At 60.9% G+C, this 23,303-nt stretch carries 9 protein-coding genes; all 9 read left to right on the plus strand.

What is annotated here, in order from left to right:
* Nucleotides 1-574 precede the first annotated feature (574 nt).
* The 9 genes from GYA95_RS19500 (at nt 575) to GYA95_RS19540 (ending at nt 23,266) form a co-directional block, all read left to right on the plus strand.
* A complete protein-coding gene (locus tag GYA95_RS19500) occupies nt 575-16,669 on the plus strand; it encodes a retention module-containing protein (RefSeq protein ID WP_161551485.1) in 16,095 nt (5,364 codons plus the stop codon).
* Between the two features lie 305 nt (nt 16,670-16,974).
* Nucleotides 16,975-17,316, plus strand: coding sequence for a hypothetical protein (locus GYA95_RS19505; protein ID WP_015268518.1), 342 nt, complete (start codon nt 16,975-16,977; stop codon nt 17,314-17,316).
* 199 nt (nt 17,317-17,515) lie between these two features.
* Entirely contained in the window at nt 17,516-18,415 is a 900-nt protein-coding gene (locus tag GYA95_RS19510; protein ID WP_015268519.1) for a TauD/TfdA dioxygenase family protein, read from the plus strand.
* 18 nt (nt 18,416-18,433) lie between these two features.
* Nucleotides 18,434-19,453 (plus strand): ABC transporter substrate-binding protein, encoded by a 1,020-nt coding sequence (locus tag GYA95_RS19515; protein WP_015268520.1) that lies wholly within the window; start codon nt 18,434-18,436, stop codon nt 19,451-19,453.
* Nucleotides 19,454-19,459: 6 nt separating this feature from the next.
* Complete coding sequence (locus tag GYA95_RS19520; RefSeq protein WP_015268521.1) at nt 19,460-20,323, plus strand: ABC transporter ATP-binding protein; 864 nt, start codon at nt 19,460-19,462, stop codon at nt 20,321-20,323.
* A 14-nt stretch (nt 20,324-20,337) separates the two neighbouring features.
* Nucleotides 20,338-21,201, plus strand: coding sequence for an ABC transporter permease (locus GYA95_RS19525; RefSeq protein ID WP_015268522.1), 864 nt, complete (start codon nt 20,338-20,340; stop codon nt 21,199-21,201).
* A 224-nt stretch (nt 21,202-21,425) separates the two neighbouring features.
* Nucleotides 21,426-21,914 carry an Hcp family type VI secretion system effector gene (locus tag GYA95_RS19530; RefSeq protein ID WP_015268523.1) on the plus strand — a complete coding sequence of 163 codons (489 nt, stop codon included), beginning with the start codon at nt 21,426-21,428 and terminating at the stop codon, nt 21,912-21,914.
* A 9-nt stretch (nt 21,915-21,923) separates the two neighbouring features.
* A complete protein-coding gene (locus GYA95_RS19535) occupies nt 21,924-22,898 on the plus strand; it encodes a hypothetical protein (protein WP_015268524.1) in 975 nt (324 codons plus the stop codon).
* A complete protein-coding gene (locus GYA95_RS19540) occupies nt 22,895-23,266 on the plus strand; it encodes a hypothetical protein (protein ID WP_054573363.1) in 372 nt (123 codons plus the stop codon). The genes GYA95_RS19535 and GYA95_RS19540 overlap by 4 nt, the downstream gene beginning before the upstream one ends.
* Nucleotides 23,267-23,303: the final 37 nt, after the last annotated feature.

Consider the following 23,303-nt stretch of genomic DNA (forward strand, 5'->3'; position numbering starts at 1 on the left):
GTATTAGGGCTGGCAGTATTTACGCTGTGGTTCGCTATCTCTTTGATCTGCGGCAAATTGGCACCCTTATTGTGCAACTGTACTGGCTACCGAGAGTCGCGAACTGTCACAAGGCCCAGGTTCTGCGCGGCCTCCAGTCACCGCCGGGCCCCCTTTAGGCAAGGTTTGTGCTTCTGACAAAGCTATTGTTTGAGCGAGCTGAAGGTGATTTGTAAATTGACGCTCGAATTTTGACAATTGCCGATGAAAGGGTGTCCTGACCCATCCGATACCATCACCTAAGCGCCGAGAAAGATGCTCTGAATGTCGCGTTGCGCGCGCTTTAGGTGATGTATGACACTTGTCCCCAGAAAGCACATGGTTAATATGCGAATATCAATGTGACATTACATTGGCGATTGTTTAGGATGGCAGAATGCAGGTCAATAGTTTGGCATTTGGTAAATTTCAATAAGTTATAGACGGAATATTGACGCCGGTAAGCGTCGAAAGATCATCAACATATTTCCGCCTGAAGTGGTCTGCGAGTGCCGCTCTGGCAGGGAAGTACCTATCGGGTCACACGGAGAGTCCAATGAGCAGCGTTGTAGCCATCGTCAAAAGTCTTGTTGGCCAGGTTATTGCGGTATCCCCAGAGGGCATTCGGCGTGTTCTGATCGAAGGGGACCGCCTGCTGGCTGGTGAAGAAGTGCTCACCGGCCCAGGCGGTGCAGTTACTTTGGAGCTGGCCGACGGCCGTTTGCTTGACCTGGGTCGAGACAGCCAGTGGAGCGCTGATGCGCCTGACAGCAGCACCGACCTGAGTCAGGCTACCGCGCAGGCCGCGCCGTCAGTGGAAGAGCTGCAACAGGCGATCGCCGCCGGTGTCGACCCGACTACCGAGCTTGAAGCAACTGCGGCTGGCCCGTCGTCGGCGGGCGGTGGTGGTGCACTTGGCGGTGGCCACAGCTTTGTCATGCTCGAAGAAACCGCAGGCCGGGTCGACCCTACCGTCGGCTTTCCGACTGATGGGCTGGGCTTTGCTGCCGTGCTCGATGGCGAAGAGGTTGGCCAGCTGGATGCCACCAGCAACAACCAGGTGACTACTCCGACGACCGATACCAATGTTGCTACCGACCTGGTTCTGGGCGCTACCTCTTCCATCAGTGAAGCGGGTGGCGTAATCGTTTATACCGCTACGGTTGGCCAGGCGCCGACCACAAACCTGGTGGTCACCCTGTCCAACGGTGCCGTGATTGTCATTCCGGCCGGGCAGACCACTGGGAGCGTAAACGTCGTGGTCCCCGCGAACGATACCCCGTATATCGACGGCGGCCAGATTTCGGCGACCGTAACGGGCACCACCGGGGGCGGCGGGCTGATAGTGACTGTGCCGCAAACACCAGCGGTTACTCAGGTTACCGATACCGTCGACACCACCACCGCGACCCTGACCGCTTCGCCAAGCGTCACCGAAGGCGGGGTGATCACCTACACCGTAACCCTGAGCAACCCGGCTCAGACCCCGGTGACCGTGACCCTGTCCAACGGCCAGACCATCACCGTTGAAGCCGGCAAGACCCAGGGCAGCGTCGACTTCGAAACCCCGGTCAACGACGTCTACAACAACGGCTCGACTGTCAGCACCACGATTACCGGTGCGACCGGTGGCAACTTCGAACAGCTGACGCCGAACCCGACCCCGGCCCAGACCACGATCAACGACTCGGTCGACACCACCACTGCGACCCTGACGGCCACTCCGTCGGTGACCGAAGGCGGGGTGATCACCTACACCGTGACCCTGAGCAACCCGGCCCAGACTCCGGTGACCGTGACCCTGTCCAACGGCCAGACCATCACCGTGGAAGCTGGCAAGACCCAGGGCAGCGTCGACTTCGAGACCCCGGCCAACGACGTCTATAACAACGGTTCGACCGTCAGCACCACGATCACCGATGCGACCGGTGGCAACTTCGAACAGCTGACGCCGAACCCGACCCCGGCCCAGACCACGATCAACGACTCGGTCGACACCACCACTGCGACCCTGACGGCCACTCCGTCGGTGACCGAAGGCGGGGTGATCACCTACACCGTAACCCTGAGCAACCCGGCTCAGACCCCGGTGACCGTGACCCTGTCCAACGGCCAGACCATCACCGTTGAAGCCGGCAAGACCCAGGGCAGTGTTGACTTCGAGACCCCGGCGAACGACGTCTACAACAACGGCTCGACCGTTAGCGTGACCATCGAAAGCGCCACCGGCGGCAACTTCGAACAGCTGACGCCGAACCCGACCCCGGCCCAGACCACGATCAACGACTCGGTCGACACCACCACTGCGACCCTGACGGCCACTCCGTCGGTGACCGAAGGCGGGGTGATCACCTACACCGTGACCCTGAGCAACCCGGCCCAGACTCCGGTGACCGTGACCCTGTCCAATGGCCAGACCATCACCGTGGAAGCTGGCAAGACCCAGGGCAGCGTCGACTTCGAGACCCCGGCCAACGACGTCTATAACAACGGTTCGACCGTCAGCACCACGATCACCGATGCGACCGGTGGCAACTTCGAACAGCTGACGCCGAACCCGACCCCGGCCCAGACCACGATCAACGACTCGGTCGACACCACCACTGCGACCCTGACGGCCACTCCGTCGGTGACCGAAGGCGGGGTGATCACCTACACCGTAACCCTGAGCAACCCGGCTCAGACCCCGGTGACCGTGATTCTGTCCAACGGCCAGACCATCACCGTGGAAGCTGGCAAGACCCAGGGCAGCGTCGACTTCGAAACCCCGGCCAATGACGTCTACAACAACGGCTCGACCGTTAGCGTGACCATCGAAAGCGCCACCGGCGGCAACTTCGAACAGCTGACGCCGAACCCGGCCCCGGCCCAGACCACGATCAACGACTCGGTCGACACCACCACTGCGACCCTGACGGCCACTCCGTCGGTGACCGAAGGCGGGGTGATCACCTACACCGTGACCCTGAGCAACCCGGCCCAGACCCCGGTGACCGTGACCCTGTCCAATGGCCAGACCATCACCGTGGAAGCCGGCAAGACCCAGGGCAGCGTCGACTTCGAAACCCCGGCCAACGACGTCTACAACAACGGCTCGACTGTCAGCACCACGATTACCGGTGCGACCGGTGGCAACTTCGAACAGCTGACGCCGAACCCGACCCCGGCGCAGACCACGATCAACGACTCGGTCGATAACACCACCGCGACCCTGACGGCCACTCCGTCGGTGACCGAAGGCGGGGTGATCACCTACACCGTGACCCTGAGCAACCCGGCTCAGACTCCGGTGACCGTGACCCTGTCCAATGGCCAGACCATCACCGTGGAAGCCGGCAAGACCCAGGGCAGCGTCGACTTCGAAACCCCGGCCAATGACGTCTACAACAACGGCTCGACCGTTAGCGTGACCATCGAGAGCGCCACCGGCGGCAACTTCGAGCAACTGACGCCGAACCCGACCCCGGCCCAGACCACGATCAACGACTCGGTCGATAACACCACCGCGACCCTGACGGCGACCCCGTCGGTGACCGAAGGCGGGGTGATCACCTACACCGTAACCCTGAGCAACCCGGCTCAGACCCCGGTGACCGTGACCCTGTCCAACGGCCAGACCATCACCGTTGAAGCCGGCAAGACCCAGGGCAGTGTTGACTTCGAGACCCCGGCGAACGACGTCTACAACAACGGCTCGACCGTTAGCGTGACCATCGAAAGCGCCACCGGCGGCAACTTCGAACAGCTGACGCCGAACCCGACCCCGGCCCAGACCACGATCAACGACTCGGTCGACACCACCACTGCGACCCTGACGGCCACTCCGTCGGTGACCGAAGGCGGGGTGATCACCTACACCGTGACCCTGAGCAACCCGGCCCAGACTCCGGTGACCGTGACCCTGTCCAATGGCCAGACCATCACCGTGGAAGCTGGCAAGACCCAGGGCAGCGTCGACTTCGAGACCCCGGCCAACGACGTCTATAACAACGGTTCGACCGTCAGCACCACGATCACCGATGCGACCGGTGGCAACTTCGAACAGCTGACGCCGAACCCGACCCCGGCCCAGACCACGATCAACGACTCGGTCGACACCACCACTGCGACCCTGACGGCCACTCCGTCGGTGACCGAAGGCGGGGTGATCACCTACACCGTAACCCTGAGCAACCCGGCTCAGACCCCGGTGACCGTGACCCTGTCCAATGGCCAGACCATCACCGTGGAAGCTGGCAAGACCCAGGGCAGCGTCGACTTCGAGACCCCGGCCAACGACGTCTATAACAACGGTTCGACCGTCAGCACCACGATCACCGATGCGACCGGTGGCAACTTCGAACAGCTGACGCCGAACCCGATCCCGGCGCAGACCACGATCAACGACTCGGTCGACACCACCACCGCGACCCTGACGGCCACTCCGTCGGTGACCGAAGGCGGGGTGATCACCTACACCGTAACCCTGAGCAACCCGGCTCAGACCCCGGTGACCGTGACCCTGTCCAACGGCCAGACCATCACCGTTGAAGCCGGCAAGACCCAGGGCAGTGTTGACTTCGAGACCCCGGCGAACGACGTCTACAACAACGGCTCGACCGTTAGCGTGACCATCGAAAGCGCCACCGGCGGCAACTTCGAACAGCTGACGCCGAACCCGACCCCGGCCCAGACCACGATCAACGACTCGGTCGACACCACCACTGCGACCCTGACGGCCACTCCGTCGGTGACCGAAGGCGGGGTGATCACCTACACCGTGACCCTGAGCAACCCGGCTCAGACTCCGGTGACCGTGACCCTGTCCAATGGCCAGACCATCACCGTGGAAGCCGGCAAGACCCAGGGCAGCGTCGACTTCGAAACCCCGGCCAATGACGTCTATAACAACGGCTCGACCGTTAGCGTGACCATCGAAAGCGCCACCGGCGGCAACTTCGAGCAACTGACGCCGAACCCGACCCCGGCCCAGACCACGATCAACGACTCGGTCGACACCACCACTGCGACCCTGACGGCCACTCCGTCGGTGACCGAAGGCGGGGTGATCACCTACACCGTAACCCTGAGCAACCCGGCTCAGACTCCGGTGACCGTGACCCTGTCCAATGGCCAGACCATCACCGTGGAAGCCGGCAAGACCCAGGGCAGCGTCGACTTCGAAACCCCGGCCAATGACGTCTATAACAACGGCTCGACCGTTAGCGTGACCATCGAGAGCGCCACCGGCGGCAACTTCGAACAGCTGACGCCGAACCCGACCCCGGCGCAGACCACGATCAACGACTCGGTCGATAACACCACCGCGACCCTGACGGCGACCCCGTCGGTGACCGAAGGCGGGGTGATCACCTACACCGTGACCCTGAGCAACCCGGCTCAGACTCCGGTGACCGTGACCCTGTCCAATGGCCAGACCATCACCGTGGAAGCCGGCAAGACCCAGGGCAGCGTCGACTTCGAAACGCCGGCCAACGACGTCTACAACAACGGCTCGACCGTTAGCGTGACCATCGAAAGCGCCACCGGCGGCAACTTCGAACAGCTGACGCCGAACCCAACCCCGGCGCAGACCACGATCAACGACTCGGTCGACACCACCACTGCGACCCTGACGGCCACTCCGTCGGTGACCGAAGGCGGGGTGATCACCTACACCGTAACCCTGAGCAACCCGGCTCAGACCCCGGTGACCGTGACCCTGTCCAACGGCCAGACCATCACCGTGGAAGCCGGCAAGACCCAGGGCAGCGTCGACTTCGAAACCCCGGCCAATGACGTCTATAACAACGGCTCGACCGTTAGCGTGACCATCGAGAGCGCCACCGGCGGCAACTTCGAACAGCTGACGCCGAACCCGACCCCGGCGCAGACCACGATCAACGACTCGGTCGATAACACCACCGCGACCCTGACGGCGACCCCGTCGGTGACCGAAGGCGGGGTGATCACCTACACCGTGACCCTGAGCAACCCGGCTCAGACTCCGGTGACCGTGACCCTGTCCAATGGCCAGACCATCACCGTGGAAGCCGGCAAGACCCAGGGCAGCGTCGACTTCGAAACCCCGGCCAATGACGTCTACAACAACGGCTCGACCGTTAGCGTGACCATCGAGAGCGCCACCGGCGGCAACTTCGAGCAACTGACGCCGAACCCGACCCCGGCCCAGACCACGATCAACGACTCGGTCGATAACACCACCGCGACCCTGACGGCGACCCCGTCGGTGACCGAAGGCGGGGTGATCACCTACACCGTGACCCTGAGCAACCCGGCTCAGACCCCGGTGACCGTGACCCTGTCCAACGGCCAGACCATCACCGTGGAAGCCGGCAAGACCCAGGGCAGCGTCGATTTCGAAACCCCGGCGAACGACGTCTATAACAACGGCTCGACTGTCAGCACCACGATTACCGGTGCGACCGGCGGCAACTTCGAACAGCTGACGCCGAACCCGACCCCGGCGCAGACCACGATCAACGACTCGGTCGATAACACCACCGCGACCCTGACGGCCACTCCGTCGGTGACCGAAGGCGGGCTGATCACCTACACCGTAACCCTGAGCAACCCGGCCCAGACCCCGGTGACCGTGACCCTGTCCAATGGCCAGACCATCACCGTGGAAGCCGGCAAGACCCAGGGCAGCGTCGACTTCGAAACCCCGGCCAACGACGTCTACAACAACGGCTCGACTGTCAGCACCACGATTACCGGTGCGACCGGTGGCAACTTCGAACAGCTGACGCCGAACCCGACCCCGGCGCAGACCACGATCAACGACTCGGTCGATAACACCACCGCGACCCTGACGGCGACCCCGTCGGTGACCGAAGGCGGGGTGATCACCTACACCGTGACCCTGAGCAACCCGGCTCAGACCCCGGTGACCGTGACCCTGTCCAACGGTCAGACCATCACCGTGGAAGCCGGCAAGACCCAGGGCAGCGTCGACTTCGAAACCCCGGCCAACGACGTCTACAACAACGGCTCGACCGTTAGCGTGACCATCGAAAGCGCCACCGGCGGCAACTTCGAACAGCTGACGCCGAACCCAACCCCGGCGCAGACCACGATCAACGACTCGGTCGACACCACCACTGCGACCCTGACGGCCACTCCGTCGGTGACCGAAGGCGGGGTGATCACCTACACCGTAACCCTGAGCAACCCGGCTCAGACCCCGGTGACCGTGACCCTGTCCAACGGCCAGACCATCACCGTGGAAGCCGGCAAGACCCAGGGCAGCGTCGACTTCGAAACCCCGGCCAACGACGTCTATAACAACGGTTCGACTGTCAGCACCACGATTACCGGTGCGACCGGCGGCAACTTCGAGCAGCTGACGCCAGACCCGACGCCTGCATCGACTGTCATCAATGACAGTATCGATACCGTCACCGTAAGCATCGTCAGTAATGGCAACGTGACAGAGGACCAGCAGCCGTCCTTTACTGTGAAGGTAAGCCAGGCACTGGACCGTCCGTTGACAGTTACTCTGTCGAACGGCGATACCGTGACCATTGAGGCCGGCAAGACCGAAGTGGAATACAAGACCGCAGCCCAAGGCGATGATGTCATCCAGGATGCCGGCTCCGTCACGCTCAGCGTGACAGATGCCACCGTCTCGGGTGCCACCTTCGAGAAGCTGGCGTTCGGAGGCCCGGCTACCGTTGAGATCTCGGACACCATCAGTGAAGTCGTCGCCAAACTGACCGCTACTGAGTCCGTAACCGAAGGTGGCGAAATTACCTACACCGTCACGCTGACCAGCAAGGATGGACTGCCGCTCAACATCCAATCGCCGCTGTATTTCACTCTCAGCGATGGCAAGACCGTTATTGAGGTACCGGCCAACAGTACAACCGGTTCGATAACCGTTGCCGCGCCGGACAACGTCTACATGGGCGCCAATCCACCGGTAGTCAATGCGATCGATTCGGTCAGCGGTGCTGATGTATGGAAGTTCGAGAAACTGACCTTGGACAAAACCGAGGTCACTACCACCGTGACTGATGAATCCGGCACCCCAGGCTCTGGTGGTGACCTTGTGTGGGTTAGCATCGAGGCCGACCAGGTATCGGTCCTCGAGAACCAGAACCCGACCTTTACCGTGAAGGTCAACACCGTGCTGGCGCACGATCTTGTCGTGACCTTGAGCAACGATGCCCAAGTCACGATCAAGGCGGGAGAAACCAGTGCGCAGTACACCCATGCCGTACAGGGCGACGACGTTTACCAAGACGCCGGCACTATCAGTGTCGGCCTCAAGTCGGCGACCGATACCGCAGGCAGCACCTTCGAGAATCTGCAATTTGGCGGAGCCGCGTCGGTGGGAGTGACTGACACCATCAACGAAGTAGTGGCCAAGCTGACGGCTACCGATTCCGTCACCGAGGGTGGCGAAATTACCTATACCGTCACGCTGACCAGCCAAGACGGCCTGCCGATCAACAACCACTCGCCGCTGTACTTCACCCTCAGCGACGGCAAGACCGTAGTTGTGGTGCCGGCCAACAGCAACACCGGCTCGATCACCGTTACCGCGCCTAATGATGTCTATGTAGGTGCTCAGCCTGTAGTGAATGCGATCGACTCGGTCAGCGGTGCAGATGCCTGGAAGTTTGAAAAGCTGACCCTGGACAAATCGGAAGTCAGCACAACGGTTACTGATGGCCCAGGCTCAGAGGATATTACCTGCCTGACGCTTTCTGCCACACCGACAGTGGCCGAAGGTGGCACGATCACCTACACCGCCACCTTGACCAACAAGGCCGGCACTGACTTGGTCATCAAACTGAGCAACGGCGAAACCATTACCATCGCGGCAGGCCAGAAGGAAGCTTCGATCATCGTCGACGCCCCAGGGGACGATGTGTACATCGATGCCAAAGACCTCAGCGTGACCATCACCGATGCCACGGGTGGCAATTTCGAGAAGCTGGATGTCAGCAGCAAGGCGGCCGTGACCAAAGTCACCGATACCATCGACACTACCACCGTGACCTTGACGGCCACGCAAAGCGTGGTCGAGGGTGGTGTGGTGACCTACACCGCGTCGGTCAACCACAAGGTCACCGGTTCTGACCTGGTGGTGAAATTGGCCAACGGTCAGACCATTACCATTCCGGTGGGTGAGTCGTCGGCGTCGGTGCCCTTCACCGCGCCAGACAATGCCTACAACACTAATCTGGACCTGACCAACAAGATCACCGACATCTCGGGCGGCAATTACGAGAAGACCGTAGCCGTTGGCGAGCCGGTGACGACCGTGACCGACGGACCAGGCACCAAGGACATTACCCACCTTACCCTGAGCGCGACACCGACGGTTGCCGAGGGTGGCAAGATCACTTATACCGCGACCTTGACCAACAAGGCCGGCACCGATCTGGTGATCAAGCTGAGCAACGGTGAAACCATCACCATTGCCGCCGGCTCGAAGGAGGCTTCGGTCATCGTCGACGCCCCAGGCGATGATGTCTACATTGATGCTGAAGTACTGCAGGTCAAAGTGACCGAAACCACGGGTGGTGACTTCGAGAAGCTGAATGTAAACAGCGGCGCAGCCGTGACCAAGGTCACCGATACCATCGACACCACTACCGTGACCCTGACCGCGACCTCGACCGTCGCTGAAGGTGGTGTGGTGACCTACACCGCATCGGTCAATCACAAAGTTACCGGTTCGGACCTGGTGGTAAAACTGGCCAACGGCCAGACCATCACCATTCCGGTGGGCGAGTCGTCGGCGTCGGTGCCGTTCACCGCGCCGAACAACGTCCATAACACCAACCTGGACCTGACCAACAAGATCACCGACATCTCGGGTGGTAACTACGAGAAGACCGTGGCTGTTGGCGAGCCAGTGACCACTGTCACCGACAACCCGGCGACCCCGGACGTCACCACACTCACGCTGACCGCGACAGATACCGTGGCCGAAGGCGGCAAGATCACCTACACCGCAACGCTGTCCAACCCGGCGGGTACTGCGCTGACCGTCAAGCTGAGCAACGGCGAGACCATCACCATCGCGGCGGGTCAGAAAGAAGGTTCGATCACCATCGACGCGCCGAGCGACGATGTGTACATCGATGCGGGTACCGTTCAGGCCAATATCGATAGCACCAACGGCGGCGACTTCGAGAAGCTGGACGTCAGCAGCACTGCGGCTGTGACCAAGGTCACCGATACCATCGACACCACTACCGTGACCCTGACCGCGACCTCGACCGTCGCTGAAGGTGGTGTGGTGACCTACACCGCATCGGTCAATCACAAAGTTACCGGTTCGGACCTGGTGGTAAAACTGGCCAACGGCCAGACCATCACCATTCCGGTGGGCGAGTCGTCGGCGTCGGTGCCGTTCACCGCGCCGAACAACGTCCATAACACCAACCTGGACCTGACCAACAAGATCACCGACATCTCGGGTGGTAACTACGAGAAGACCGTGGCCGTTGGCGAGCCAGTGACCTCTGTCACCGATAATCCGGCGACTCCGGACGTGACCACACTCACGCTGACCGCGACGGATACCGTGGCCGAAGGCGGCAAGATCACCTACACCGCAACGTTGTCCAACCCGGCGGGTACTGCGCTGACCGTCAAGCTGAGCAACGGCGAAGCCATCACCATCGCCGCCGGTTCGAAGGAAGCCTCGATCACCATCGACGCGCCGAGCGACGATGTGTATATCGATGCCGAAGACCTGAGCGTGACCGTTACCGGTACCACCGGTGGTGATTTCGAGAAGCTGGACGTCAGCAGCAAGGCGGCTGTGACCAAGGTCACCGATACCATCGACACCACTACCGTGACCCTGACCGCGACCTCGACCGTCGCTGAAGGTGGTGTGGTGACCTACACCGCATCGGTCAATCACAAAGTTACCGGTTCGGACCTGGTGGTAAAACTGGCCAACGGCCAGACCATCACCATTCCGGTGGGCGAGTCGTCGGCGTCGGTGCCGTTCACCGCGCCGAACAACGTCCATAACACCAACCTGGACCTGACCAACAAGATCACCGACATCTCGGGTGGTAACTACGAGAAGACCGTGGCCGTTGGCGAGCCAGTGACCTCTGTCACCGATAATCCGGCGACTCCGGACGTGACCACACTCACGCTGACCGCGACGGATACCGTGGCCGAAGGCGGCAAGATCACCTACACCGCAACGTTGTCCAACCCGGCGGGTACTGCGCTGACCGTCAAGCTGAGCAACGGCGAAGCCATCACCATCGCCGCCGGTTCGAAGGAAGCCTCGATCACCATCGACGCGCCGAGCGACGATGTGTATATCGATGCCGAAGACCTGAGCGTGACCGTTACCGGTACCACCGGTGGTGATTTCGAGAAGCTGGACGTCAGCAGCAAGGCGGCTGTGACCAAGGTCACCGATACCATCGACACCACTACCGTGACCCTGACCGCGACCTCGACCGTCGCTGAAGGTGGTGTGGTGACCTACACCGCATCGGTCAATCACAAAGTTACCGGTTCGGACCTGGTGGTAAAACTGGCCAACGGCCAGACCATCACCATTCCGGTGGGCGAGTCGTCGGCGTCGGTGCCGTTCACCGCGCCGAACAACGTCCATAACACCAACCTGGACCTGACCAACAAGATCACCGACATCTCGGGTGGTAACTACGAGAAGACCGTGGCCGTTGGCGAGCCAGTGACCACTGTCACCGACAACCCGGCGACCCCGGACGTCACCACGCTCACGCTGACTGCGACAGATACCGTGGCCGAAGGCGGCAAGATCACTTACACCGCAACGTTGTCCAACCCGGCGGGTACTGCGTTGACCGTCAAGCTGAGCAACGGCGAAGCCATCACCATCGCCGCCGGTTCGAAGGAAGCCTCGATCACCATCGACGCGCCGAGCGACGATGTGTATGTCGATGCCGAAGACCTGAGCGTGACCGTTACCGGTACCACCGGTGGTGACTTCGAGAAGCTGGACGTCAGCAGCACTGCGGCTGTGACCAAGGTCACCGATACCATCGACACCACTACCGTGACCCTGACCGCGACCTCGACCGTCGCTGAAGGTGGTGTGGTGACCTACACCGCATCGGTCAATCACAAAGTTACCGGTTCGGACCTGGTGGTAAAACTGGCCAACGGCCAGACCATCACCATTCCGGTGGGCGAGTCGTCGGCGTCGGTGCCGTTCACCGCGCCGAACAACGTCCATAACACCAACCTGGACCTGACCAACAAGATCACCGACATCTCGGGTGGTAACTACGAGAAGACCGTGGCCGTTGGCGAGCCAGTGACTACTGTCGCCGACAACCCGGCGACCCCGGACGTCACCACGCTCACGCTGACTGCGACAGATACCGTGGCCGAAGGCGGCAAGATCACTTACACCGCAACGCTGTCCAACCCGGCGGGTACCGCGCTGAACGTCAAGCTGAGCAACGGCGAGACCATCACCATCGCGGCGGGTCAGAAAGAAGGTTCGATCACCATCGATGCGCCGAGCGACGATGTGTACATTGATGCCGGTACCGTTCAGGCCAAGATCGATGGCACCACTGGCGGCGACTTCGAGCTGCTGGCTACCAGTGGAGCCTATGCGGTAACCAAGGTCAGCGACACCATCGACCACACTGGCCTTAGCCTCAGCGCCACGCCAACCGTCGCAGAAGGTGGCCAGATCACCTACACCGCCACCCTGACCAACAAGGCTGGCACCGACATGACCATCAAGCTGAGCAACGGCGCTGTGATCAGCATCGATGCGGGCAAGCTCTCCGGCTCCGTGACCGTTCCGGCGCCAGCCGATGACGTCTATATCGATGCAGGCAACGTTTCGGCGAAGATCACCGAAACCAGCGGTGGCAACTTCGAGAAATTGAACGTCAGCGATACGGCGGCGGTCACTGCGGTCACGGATACCATCCAGACCACCACCCTGAGCATCAGCGGCACCGCCGCGGTCGCCGAAGGTGGTAATGCCACGTACGTCCTGAACCTGACCAACAAGGCCGAGACCGACGTCACCGTCAAACTGACCTACACCGGCACCGCGGCCGATGGCACGGACTACACCGGCGTGGCTACCGTAGTGATCAAGGCCAACAGCTCGCAGGCAACGTTCACCGTCCCGACCTTCAAGGACAACGCCACCGAGGGTACCGAGCACTTCACGGTCAAGATCGATTCGGCCACTGGCGGTAACTTCGAGAAGCTCGACATCAGCTCCAGCGCCGGCAGCGTGACCACCCAGATATTCGAGCCAGCTCCGGTTCTGGACCTGGATGGCAACGACTCCAGCGGCAAGACCGGAGCCGACTACCAGACCACCTTCACCGAGAACCAGCCAGGCAGTGGTGTGTCGATCGGCGATGTGGACGTCACTATCACCGACTTCGACAGCTCGCAGCTGACGGGCGCGACGGTCACCCTGACCAACCGCCAGCCGGGTGATGCGCTGAACCTAGGCAACAGTGTCAACGGCATCACGATCAACGCCAACAGCACAGACGGCAAGGTAGTCCTGACCCTGAGCGGCGCTGCGTCGCTGGCCGACTATATCCAGGCGATCAAGAACATCACCTTCATCAACAGCAGCGAGAACCCGAGCACCACGCCTCGCATCATCACCGTGACGGTGACCGACGGCGTTAATACCTCGAACACCGCCACGACCACGGTGAATGTGATCGCTGTCAACGACGCACCGGTCGCCACTGGCGGCGCCGTCACTGGCGTCGAAGACACGCCGCTGGTGCTGACCTGGAACGACTTCAACATTTCCGACGTCGACAGCGCCCTGTCGAGCCTGGGTGTGACCTTCACCCAGCTGCCAGCGGGTTCCCTGCAGCTCTTCAACGGCACCGCCTGGGTCAACGTCGCCCAGAACCAGACCGTCAGCCAGGCTGACATCGCTGCCGGCAACCTGCGGTTCGTGCCAAAATCCAACGAGTCGGGTATCGACGGATATGGCGGAACGGGCGTCGGCAACAAGCAGGCCGACTATGCCCAGATCAAGTACAAGCCTACCGACGGTACCGCTGCTGGTGGCGAGGCCACGCTGAAGGTCGATATTGCACCTGTAGCCGACAAGCCTGGCCTGAACATCGGCAGCAACACTCCCGAATCGCTTGGCCTGACCAAGGAAACCTGGAACAGCCTCACGGGCCTGGGCACCAACGGCAACGGCATCAGCGGTACTGCGCTGAAGAACGTGTTCGCCAACTCTGGCAGTGCCAGCAAGACCGAGCAGGTTACCAGCGCCGATTCGGGCGGCAGCGTTGCCGCCGGTACGGGCTCCAAGACCTCCGGCCTGATCTACCTGGAAGCCGGCCAGACCTACACCTTCAGCGGCACCGCCGATGACAGCTTGCAGGTCTATATCGGCAAAACCAGCGTGGTCGGCGCCACCTGGGGGGCGGGCGGTACGATCTCCGGCAGCTTCTCGCCGCCTGTCAGCGGCTACTACACCTTGGAGATCTACCACGCCAACCAGTCCGGCCCGGGCAGCCTGGATATCAACGTCAAGGTCGGTAACGGCCCGGTGACCGACCTGAGCAGCTCGGCCATCCCGATGTACCCGAACGTTGCGGCGATGGGGAGCGCGGGGCTTTCCGTGTCCGATTTCCATGGCAGTGACGGCCAGGGCTACTACGACGGCTACAAGCTCAACGAAGGGCCGGAGAACGGCACCGTCAAGCTGGTCGGCATTTCCACCAACCTGACCGACACCGACGGCTCCGAGAGCCTGAGCGTCAAGCTGGACGGCATTCCGGCAGGTTCGGTGCTCAGCGATGGCGCCGGTCATACCGTAACCGTCGGCGCCACGTCGGTTGACGTCACCGGCTGGAGCCTCAACGGCCTGAGCATCAAGCCGCCGGCGTACTACCAGGGCAGTTTCGATGTGAAGGTCACCTCGACCGCTACCGAAAGCGTGGGCGGCAGCAAAGCCTCCACCGAAGGCACGATCAAGGTAACTGTCTATCCGGACAGCTACACCGCCAGCAACCTGACTACCGACAGCGACAGTTTCACCGGCACCACCACCAGTGACATCATCGTTGCCGACATCAGTGGCCTGCATGTGACGCCGGGTCAGGACTACAACATTGCGTTCATCGTCGATACCTCAGGCAGCATGGGCAGCGCGGTCGATGCCGCGCGCAACTCGCTGAAGTCGGTGTTCGATACGCTGGCCAACAGCGTCAAGGGCGCGCAGTCCGGTACAGTGAACATCCTGCTGGTGGACTTCTCCACCCAGGTGAACAGTACGGTTTCGGTCAACCTGGGCGACAAGAACGCGTTGAGCACGCTCTACACTGCGCTCAATACGCTCTATTCCAGCGGCTCGACCAACTACGAGGATGCCTTCAAGACCACCGCCAACTGGTTCAAGCAATTGATGGACGTGGGCAACACCGGCAGCCGCCAGACGTTCTTCATCACCGACGGCCAGCCGAACGTGTACCAGGCTGGCGAACGTGAGGGCACCTTCAGGAACATCGGCACAACGGTGGATTCCGTGCTCAAGTCGATCGGCTACAAGTTGGGTGACGTGGTCACCAACAAGATGGTGGGCAGCGACAACCGCTTCAGCATCGATGCCAAAGGCAACATGACCGCCGAATACTGGGGCAAAAAGGGCTGGACCAACGACAATGGTGCGTCTGGACAGCTGCATGCCCAAGGTGATGGCACCTTTGAGTTCTCCTACGCTGAAAGCGGTTACTACTATGTGGACTACAACTCGCAACAAAGCTTCCTGTTGCTGTCCAACCTGTCTGGCGTGGAAGCCATCGGCCTGAACAGCGCGGTCAATGTCAACGACCTGAAGCCTTACGACACCGATAGCAAGCCGCAGACCAACATCGACCCGAGCAAACTGGCGGAAGCGATCCTGGGCCACACCGAAGCCACCGTGCCGGGCAATGACACCGTCAACGGTGGTGATGGCAACGACATCATCTTCGGTGACCTGGTGAGCTTCGGTTCGGTCGCCGGCAACGGTGTCGAAGCCATACAGAGCTATGTTGCAGGCCAGCTGGGTGTGGCCCTGGGTGATGTCGACGGTCGCGTGCTGCACAAGTACATCGTCGAGCACGTCAGCGAATTCGATGTCTCGCGCAGCAACGATGGCAATGACATTCTCAACGGTGGCGCGGGCAATGACCTCCTGTTCGGCCAGGGCGGCGACGACACCCTCGACGGTGGCAAGGGCAATGACATCCTGATCGGTGGCCTGGGCAAGGACACTTTGCTCGGTGGTGAAGGCAATGACATCCTGCTTGGCGGCAAGGGCGATGACACCATGACCGGTGGCAGCGGTGCCGACACCTTCGTATGGAAGGCTGGCGATACCGGCAATGACGTGATCAAGGACTTCAAGGTGGCCGAAGGCGACCGCATCGACCTGAAGGACCTGCTCCAGGGCGAGAAGGGCAGCACCATCGACAACTACCTGAAGCTCACCACGGTGGAAGGCACGACGACGCTGCAGGTCAGCAGCGAAGGCAAGCTCAATGCCGCCGGTGGTATCGCCAATGCCGACGTGACCATCAAGCTGGAAGGGGTGAACTGGTCCAACACCACGATCAACTCGTTGATCAGCGGTGCTGACCCGACCATCATCGTCCACAACAAGGACAGCTGATGCGCCAATGGGCTGCCCTGCAGCCCATCGCCATCACCGGCTTCAGGCTGGCGCTGTCCCTGTAGGAGCGGCCTTGTGTCGCGATGGGCTGCAGAGCAGCCCCCAGGTCTCCGGCATTGTTGCCGAAACCGTGGGGCCGCTTTGCGGCCCTGTCGCGACACAAGGCCGCTCCTACAGGACGCGTGCCTGGGCCTTTCCCGCAACTCCATGACAGCGCATACTCTGGCGCCGGGCCTGCGTGCCCGGTGATCTTTGCCTATGCTGCTGTCTACCACCCAGGAACCAATGTGACGAGGGACACCGCCATGTTCTACGTGCAACGCGATGCCGCTGGCCAGTTGCAGCGGGTCGAAGCAGCCGCTTTTGACCAGTTCACCGAAATGCTCCCCGCCGACCATGCCGATATCCAGGAATGGTTTGCCGATGACGTCGTGGAAAACAGCCTCAACCAGCTCAAGCAAAGCGATCTCGACATGATCCGCGTGCTCGAGGACTTGATCGATGTGCTGACTGCCAAGGGTGTGTTCAAGATCACCGACCTGCCCCCCGGTGCGCAGGCCAAGCTGCTCAACCGTTCTACAGCGCGCAAGGCGCTCAGCAGCCTGAACAACCTCATCGATGAGGAAGAGCAGGGCGGGTTGATCTGATTGCGCGCCGCCTCTGACAGCCGTGCTATGGTTATTCTTTATCGGTATTTAAAATAAAACCCTTATGACTTTATAGTCGCTTCCACTGCGTACCCGTCGACCAATCGATGCGCCGCACGACTTGAACCCACACGGGAAATCCCCGTGCGTTTCTGATCGTTGCGCGCCATTGAAGTCGCGCACTGCGTGGGAGTGAAAAATGTCAGCCGCCTCGAACGCCTTGTCGATCATCGACAGCGCACTGCCGCAACGCTTCGAAATCCGCCCTTTTTCCGGTGCTGTAGGTGCCGAGATCATCGGCCTGGACTTGGCCAGGCCGGTCAACGCCGTGGATTTTGCCCGTATCCATCGCGCCCACCTCGACCACCATGTGCTGGTGTTTCGCGACCAACGCATCAGTCCCGACCAGCAGATCGCCTTCAGCCGCCGTTTTGGTCCATTGCAGATCCATGTGCTCAAGCAGTTCCTGCTCGCCGGCCACCCCGAGATCCTGATCGTTTCCAACATCATCGAGAATGGCCAGAACATCGGCCTGGGTGATGCCGGCAAGTTCTGGCACTCGGACCTGTCGTACAAGGAACTGCCCAGCCTCGGTTCCATGCTGCATGCCCAGGAACTGCCCGGCGAGGGCGGCGATACTCTGTTCGCCGACATGCACAAGGCCTGGGACGCTGTACCCGCGGCCCTGCGCAAGGTGGTCGAGGGCCGCAGTGCCGCTCACTCCTACACCGCCCGTTACGCCGAGACCAAGTTCGAAGGCAACTGGCGCCCGACCCTGACCGCCGAGCAGCTGGCGCAGGTACAGGAAGTCATCCATCCGGTGGTGCGTACCCACCCGGAAAACGGCCGCAAGGCGCTGTTCGTCAGCGAAGGCTTCACCACCCGTATCGTCGGCCTGCCAAGTGACGAAAGCCGCGACGTGCTGCAACAGCTGTATGCCCTGAGCGTGCTGGAGCAGAACATCTATCGTCACCAGTGGCAGCCTCACGACCTGGTGTTCTGGGACAACCGCTCGCTGATCCACCTGGCCACTGGCTGCCCCGCACACCTGCGGCGCAAGCTGTATCGCACCACCATCCAGGGCGATGCCCCGTTCTGACGACTGAGGAAACCCATCATGCGTAAATCCATCAGCCGCCTGGCGGCAAGCATCGGCCTGGGCGCAAGCCTTGTCGTCGGCAGCCTGGCGGCCCCCGCCACGGCGCAAGCAGAAGGCAAGATTCGCATCGCCGAACAGTTCGGTATCGTCTACCTGCTGCTGAACGTAGTGCGTGACCAGCATCTGATCGAAAAACATGGCAAGGAGCAGGGCATCGACATCGAAGTCGATTGGGCCCAGCTGTCGGGTGGTTCGGCTATCAACGACGCACTGCTGTCCGGTTCGGTGGACATCGCCGGTGCCGGCGTCGGCCCGCTGTTGACCGTGTGGGACCGTACCAAGGGCCGACAGAACGTCAAGGCCGTGGCCTCGCTGGGCAACTTCCCGTACTACCTGGTCAGCAGCAACCCCAATGTGAAGACCATTGCCGACATCTCCGACAAGGACCGCATCGCCGTACCGGCGGTAGGCGTTTCGGTGCAGTCGCGCTTCCTGCAGTACGCCGCCGCCCAGCAATGGGGCGACAAGGAATACAACCGCCTCGACAAGTACACCCTGGCCGTGCCGCACCCGGATGCCACTGCCGCGCTGCTGGCCGGCGGCACCGAACTCAACGGACACTTCTCCAACCCGCCGTTCCAGGACCAGGTGCTCGCCAACAAGAACGTGCACGTTGTACTCAACAGCTACGACCTGCTCGGCCCCAACTCGCCGACCTTGCTGTTCGCCACTGAAAAATTCCGCAAGGACAACCCCAAGACTTACAAGGCCTTCGTTGATGCGCTGGCCGAAGCCGCGGACTTCGCCCAGAAGGACAAGGCGGCTGCCGCCGACACCTACATCCGCGTGACCAAGGCCAAGATCGACCGCGACACGTTGATCAGGCTGATCGACAACCCGCAGTACGAATTCACCGTCACGCCAAAGAACACCTACAAGTTGGCCGACTTCCTCTATCGGGTAGGCGCCATCAAGCACAAGCCGGAATCGTGGAAGGACTACTTCTTCCAGGATGAACGCCCGCTGCAGGGGAGCTGACCGATCATGACCGCCCCATTGCCAGGCCACACGGCCAGCAACCTGAGCCGTGTCGCAACGCCGCCTTTGCTCAAGGTGAATAACCTCAGCCTCGAATACCGCACCTCGCAACGCGTGGTGCGGGCCACCCATCAGGTCAGCTTCGAAGTCGACCGTGCCGACCGCTTCGTGCTGCTCGGCCCCTCCGGCTGCGGCAAGTCCACCTTGCTCAAGGCCGTGGCCGGGTTTATCTCGCCCCAGGAGGGGCAGATTCTGCTGCAAGGTCAGCCAGTCAGCGGTCCGGGCCCCGACCGCATCGTGGTGTTCCAGGAGTTCGACCAGCTGCCGCCATGGAAGACGGTGAAACAGAACGTCATGTTCCCTCTGCTGGTGTCGGGCCAGCTGAAACGCGCCGAGGCCGAGGAGCGGGCACTGCACTACCTGGAAAAAGTCGGCCTGGCCGCCTTCGCCGATGCCTACCCACACACCCTGTCGGGCGGTATGAAGGCGCGCGTGGCGATTGCCCGGGCCTTGGCCACTCAGCCGAAGATCCTGCTGATGGACGAACCGTTCGCGGCACTTGATGCGCTGACCCGGCGCAAGATGCAGGAAGAACTGCTGCTGCTATGGGAGGAGGTGCGTTTTACCCTGCTGTTCGTTACCCACTCCATCGAAGAAGCGCTGGTGGTCGGCAACCGCATCCTGCTGCTGTCGCCCCACCCGGGGCGGGTGCGTGCCGAAGTGCACAGCCACCAGTACGACTTGGGCAGCCTGGGGGGTAGCGACTTCCAGGCCAGTGCCCGGCGCATCCATCGTTTGCTGTTCGATGGGGTGGATGCCCCCGAACAGCCCGACGATCTTGGTTTCAACGATATCCGTATTGCCTACTGACGGGAGCTTCAGCCATGACCACTACACCTGTACGCCAGGAATACGAGGTGCAGCTGGAGCCTTTGCTCAGTGTGCCTGTGGAGCGCAACCTGCCGTTGGCTCAGCGCCTGTGGCAGCACGGTTGGTTGCGCAAGGCGGTCATCCTGCTGGTGATCGCCGTGCTGTGGGAGGCCATTGCCCGCTACCAGGGCAACGATCTGCTGCTACCGACCTTCCTGCAGACGGCCACGGCGCTGTGGGACGGCATGGTCAGCGGTGAGTTGCCCGCCAAGGTTGGCGTGTCGCTGGTAATTCTGCTCAAGGGTTACCTGCTGGGGATCATCCTGGCCTTCGGCCTCACTAGCTTGGCGGTGTCGACCCAGCTTGGGCGCGATCTGCTGGGCACCCTGACCTCGATGTTCAACCCATTGCCAGCGATTGCCCTGTTGCCGCTCGCTTTGCTGTGGTTCGGGCTGGGCGACAACAGCCTGATCTTCGTGCTGGTGCACTCGGTGCTATGGGCGCTGGCGCTGAATACCTATGCGGGCTTTCTCGGCGTGTCGGAGACCCTGCGCATGGCCGGGCGCAATTACGGCCTGAAAGGGCTGCGGCTGGTGCTGCATATCCTGGTGCCGGCGGCGCTGCCGTCGATCCTGTCGGGGCTGAAGATCGGCTGGGCGTTCGCCTGGCGCACACTGATCGCTGCCGAGCTGGTGTTCGGGGCCAGCAGTGGCAAAGGCGGGCTGGGTTGGTACATCTTCCAGAACCGCAACGAGCTGTACACCGACAAGGTGTTTGCCGGGTTGGCGGTGGTGATCCTGATCGGCTTGCTGGTGGAAGGGCTGGTGTTCAATACCCTGGAGCGGTTGACCGTTCGCCGCTGGGGGATGCAGCGCTGACGCGCATGTGCTTGGTTGGCCCGATCGTCGGCTTGCCGGTGATCGGCCTGATGTTGTCGGCCCAAATGGCGTAGCTCTGAAACACGTTCAAATATTTTCAAGCCGACTTGTCGTATAACTTGTAAGAAAATTCCTAATTTAGCATCGATCTCCGCAGAACGATTGCGTTGGAGTTTTTCCGTGCCTAGCCTGTTCCGCTCAATTGTTTACGAGGAACAGTAACCATGGCTTTCGACGCTTATATTCAAATCGCGGAAATCGCTGGCGAAGCAAAGGACGAGCAATACAGCAACTGGATCGAGATCCTTGGCTACACGTTCGGCAGCAGCCAAAGCGCCTCCGCCACCGCCAGTTCCGCAGGCGGCGCCACTTCCGGGCGTACCACCCTGAGCAACCTCACCTTCACCAAGTACCTGGACAACGCCAGTTGCAAACTGCTCGAAGCCAGTTGCGCCGGGCAGCACCTGAAAGAGGTGAGGCTGGTCGTCTGCCGCGCCGGTGGGGACAAGCTCAAATACTACGAAGTGGTGCTCGAAGAAGTGATCATCGCCGACTATGCACAAAGCGCGCATGCCGGCGTGCCGACTGAAATCATCCAGCTCGACTACGGCCGTATCAAGACCACCTACACCCGGCAGCAACGCGCCGATGGCCGTGCCGGCGGCAATGTGACCGGTGGCTGGGACCGGATTGCCAACAAGAAGTTTGCGTGAGGAACGACCATGTCCGAGGCACGCAGCTTTATAAATCCCAAGGCACAGAATTACGCGACGCTGAAGAACGGTACACCGATGAACGCCAACCAGCAGGCCAAGTTCGATGTGCTCAATGGGCATATCGTCAACACCGTGGTCTTGGCCGGCGAACTGGTGATCGTCGGTGACCCCGATACTTCTTCCTGCACCAGCCATGAAGCCTTTCTCATGGGCAAGGCGGCTGGCATCCACCGCGACATCATGCTCAACGGGGGCGGTGTTGACGGTTTCATGCTGGATAACTTCGAGATGCTGCAAAGTCTACTGGCCCATGCATCGATGGGGGCAGGGGCAGCGAGCGATGGCTGGGCCAGGTATCTGGATGCAATCAAGAAGACGCTGGAACAGATCGAGCTACTGCACCGCGAGCATATGAGTGGTGGTGTGTTCAGGGCGCGGGAAGAGTTCTATGCCAAGCGTGTGGAGCTGTTCAGGACGTTGGACGAACAGCTGGGGAGGACGGCCGCCTATGGCTCGGGTCTACGAAATCAGGGATCGATCAAGCGAATGCTGCAGCTTTCCACCAAGCGTTATCTGAATGCTGGGGAGATATCCGGGTATGCAGAGAAGGTAACGGGAGTGGCGAAGGCTGCGAGTCTGATCAAGAAAGGGGCCTACATCGGGGTTGCGTTGGATGTAGCCGCTACTGGGCTGGAAATTAAAAAAGCTTGTACTCTGGGGCGGGAAAAGGAGTGTGCCAGAGCTAAGTACGTAGAGGGTGGTTCTCTGTTATTAGGTTTGACTGGAAGTAGTATTGTGGGCGCTTATGGCGGTGCAATCGCCACCGGGGCATGCGCGTTTGTGCTAGGAATTACAACAGGTCCTGGCTCTTTGGTTTGCGGAGTGGTCGGCGGGGCGGTTGGGGGAGCAGTCGGCGGCGAGATCTTTGGGGGATGGGGTGAAATTGCAGGTGATTTCCTATATCGCAAGGTTTCAGAATGACTATGTTTGAGCCTGGCCTGATTGTCTTGATGATCTTTGGCTTGGGAGTAATAACTCTGCTTGTCCTGGTTTATGTTGCTTATGCATGTTTAGATAGGGCTGAATCCCTTTTGGAGAAGTCTAGATATATACAGGGCGTTAAGGAAGGCTTTTTTCATGCTGGTATGCCGGGTAAGGTTTTACGTGTGTGCAGTATTGCCTTTCTTTTGACAATGCCAGGCCCCTACGTACAGCGTGGACTAGCAAACTCCGACGAGATAAAGAGATTTCCGAGGTCGCTGAGATTTTTGTTAATTGGGCTATGGCTAGCATTGACGATTGAAGTCTTAGCTATGCTGGCGTTTCAGGCTTGGCTTTATTATGTTTGAATTGCCTTGGGTGGCAGTCGTAAGCTCTTTGGGCCTG

Origin of the sequence: Pseudomonas asiatica, from assembly GCF_009932335.1 — a bacterium.
Taxonomy (GTDB): domain Bacteria; phylum Pseudomonadota; class Gammaproteobacteria; order Pseudomonadales; family Pseudomonadaceae; genus Aquipseudomonas; species Aquipseudomonas asiatica.

Coding starts and splice junctions, on each gene's coding strand:
- GYA95_RS19510 (WP_015268519.1), top strand. CDS start 17,516: ATGTCAGCCGCCTCGAACGCCTTGTCGATCATCGACAGCGCACTGCCG.
- GYA95_RS19515 (WP_015268520.1), top strand. CDS start 18,434: ATGCGTAAATCCATCAGCCGCCTGGCGGCAAGCATCGGCCTGGGCGCA.
- GYA95_RS19540 (WP_054573363.1), top strand. CDS start 22,895: ATGACTATGTTTGAGCCTGGCCTGATTGTCTTGATGATCTTTGGCTTG.
- GYA95_RS19525 (WP_015268522.1), top strand. CDS start 20,338: ATGACCACTACACCTGTACGCCAGGAATACGAGGTGCAGCTGGAGCCT.
- GYA95_RS19505 (WP_015268518.1), top strand. CDS start 16,975: ATGTTCTACGTGCAACGCGATGCCGCTGGCCAGTTGCAGCGGGTCGAA.
- GYA95_RS19500 (WP_161551485.1), top strand. CDS start 575: ATGAGCAGCGTTGTAGCCATCGTCAAAAGTCTTGTTGGCCAGGTTATT.
- GYA95_RS19530 (WP_015268523.1), top strand. CDS start 21,426: ATGGCTTTCGACGCTTATATTCAAATCGCGGAAATCGCTGGCGAAGCA.
- GYA95_RS19535 (WP_015268524.1), top strand. CDS start 21,924: ATGTCCGAGGCACGCAGCTTTATAAATCCCAAGGCACAGAATTACGCG.
- GYA95_RS19520 (WP_015268521.1), top strand. CDS start 19,460: ATGACCGCCCCATTGCCAGGCCACACGGCCAGCAACCTGAGCCGTGTC.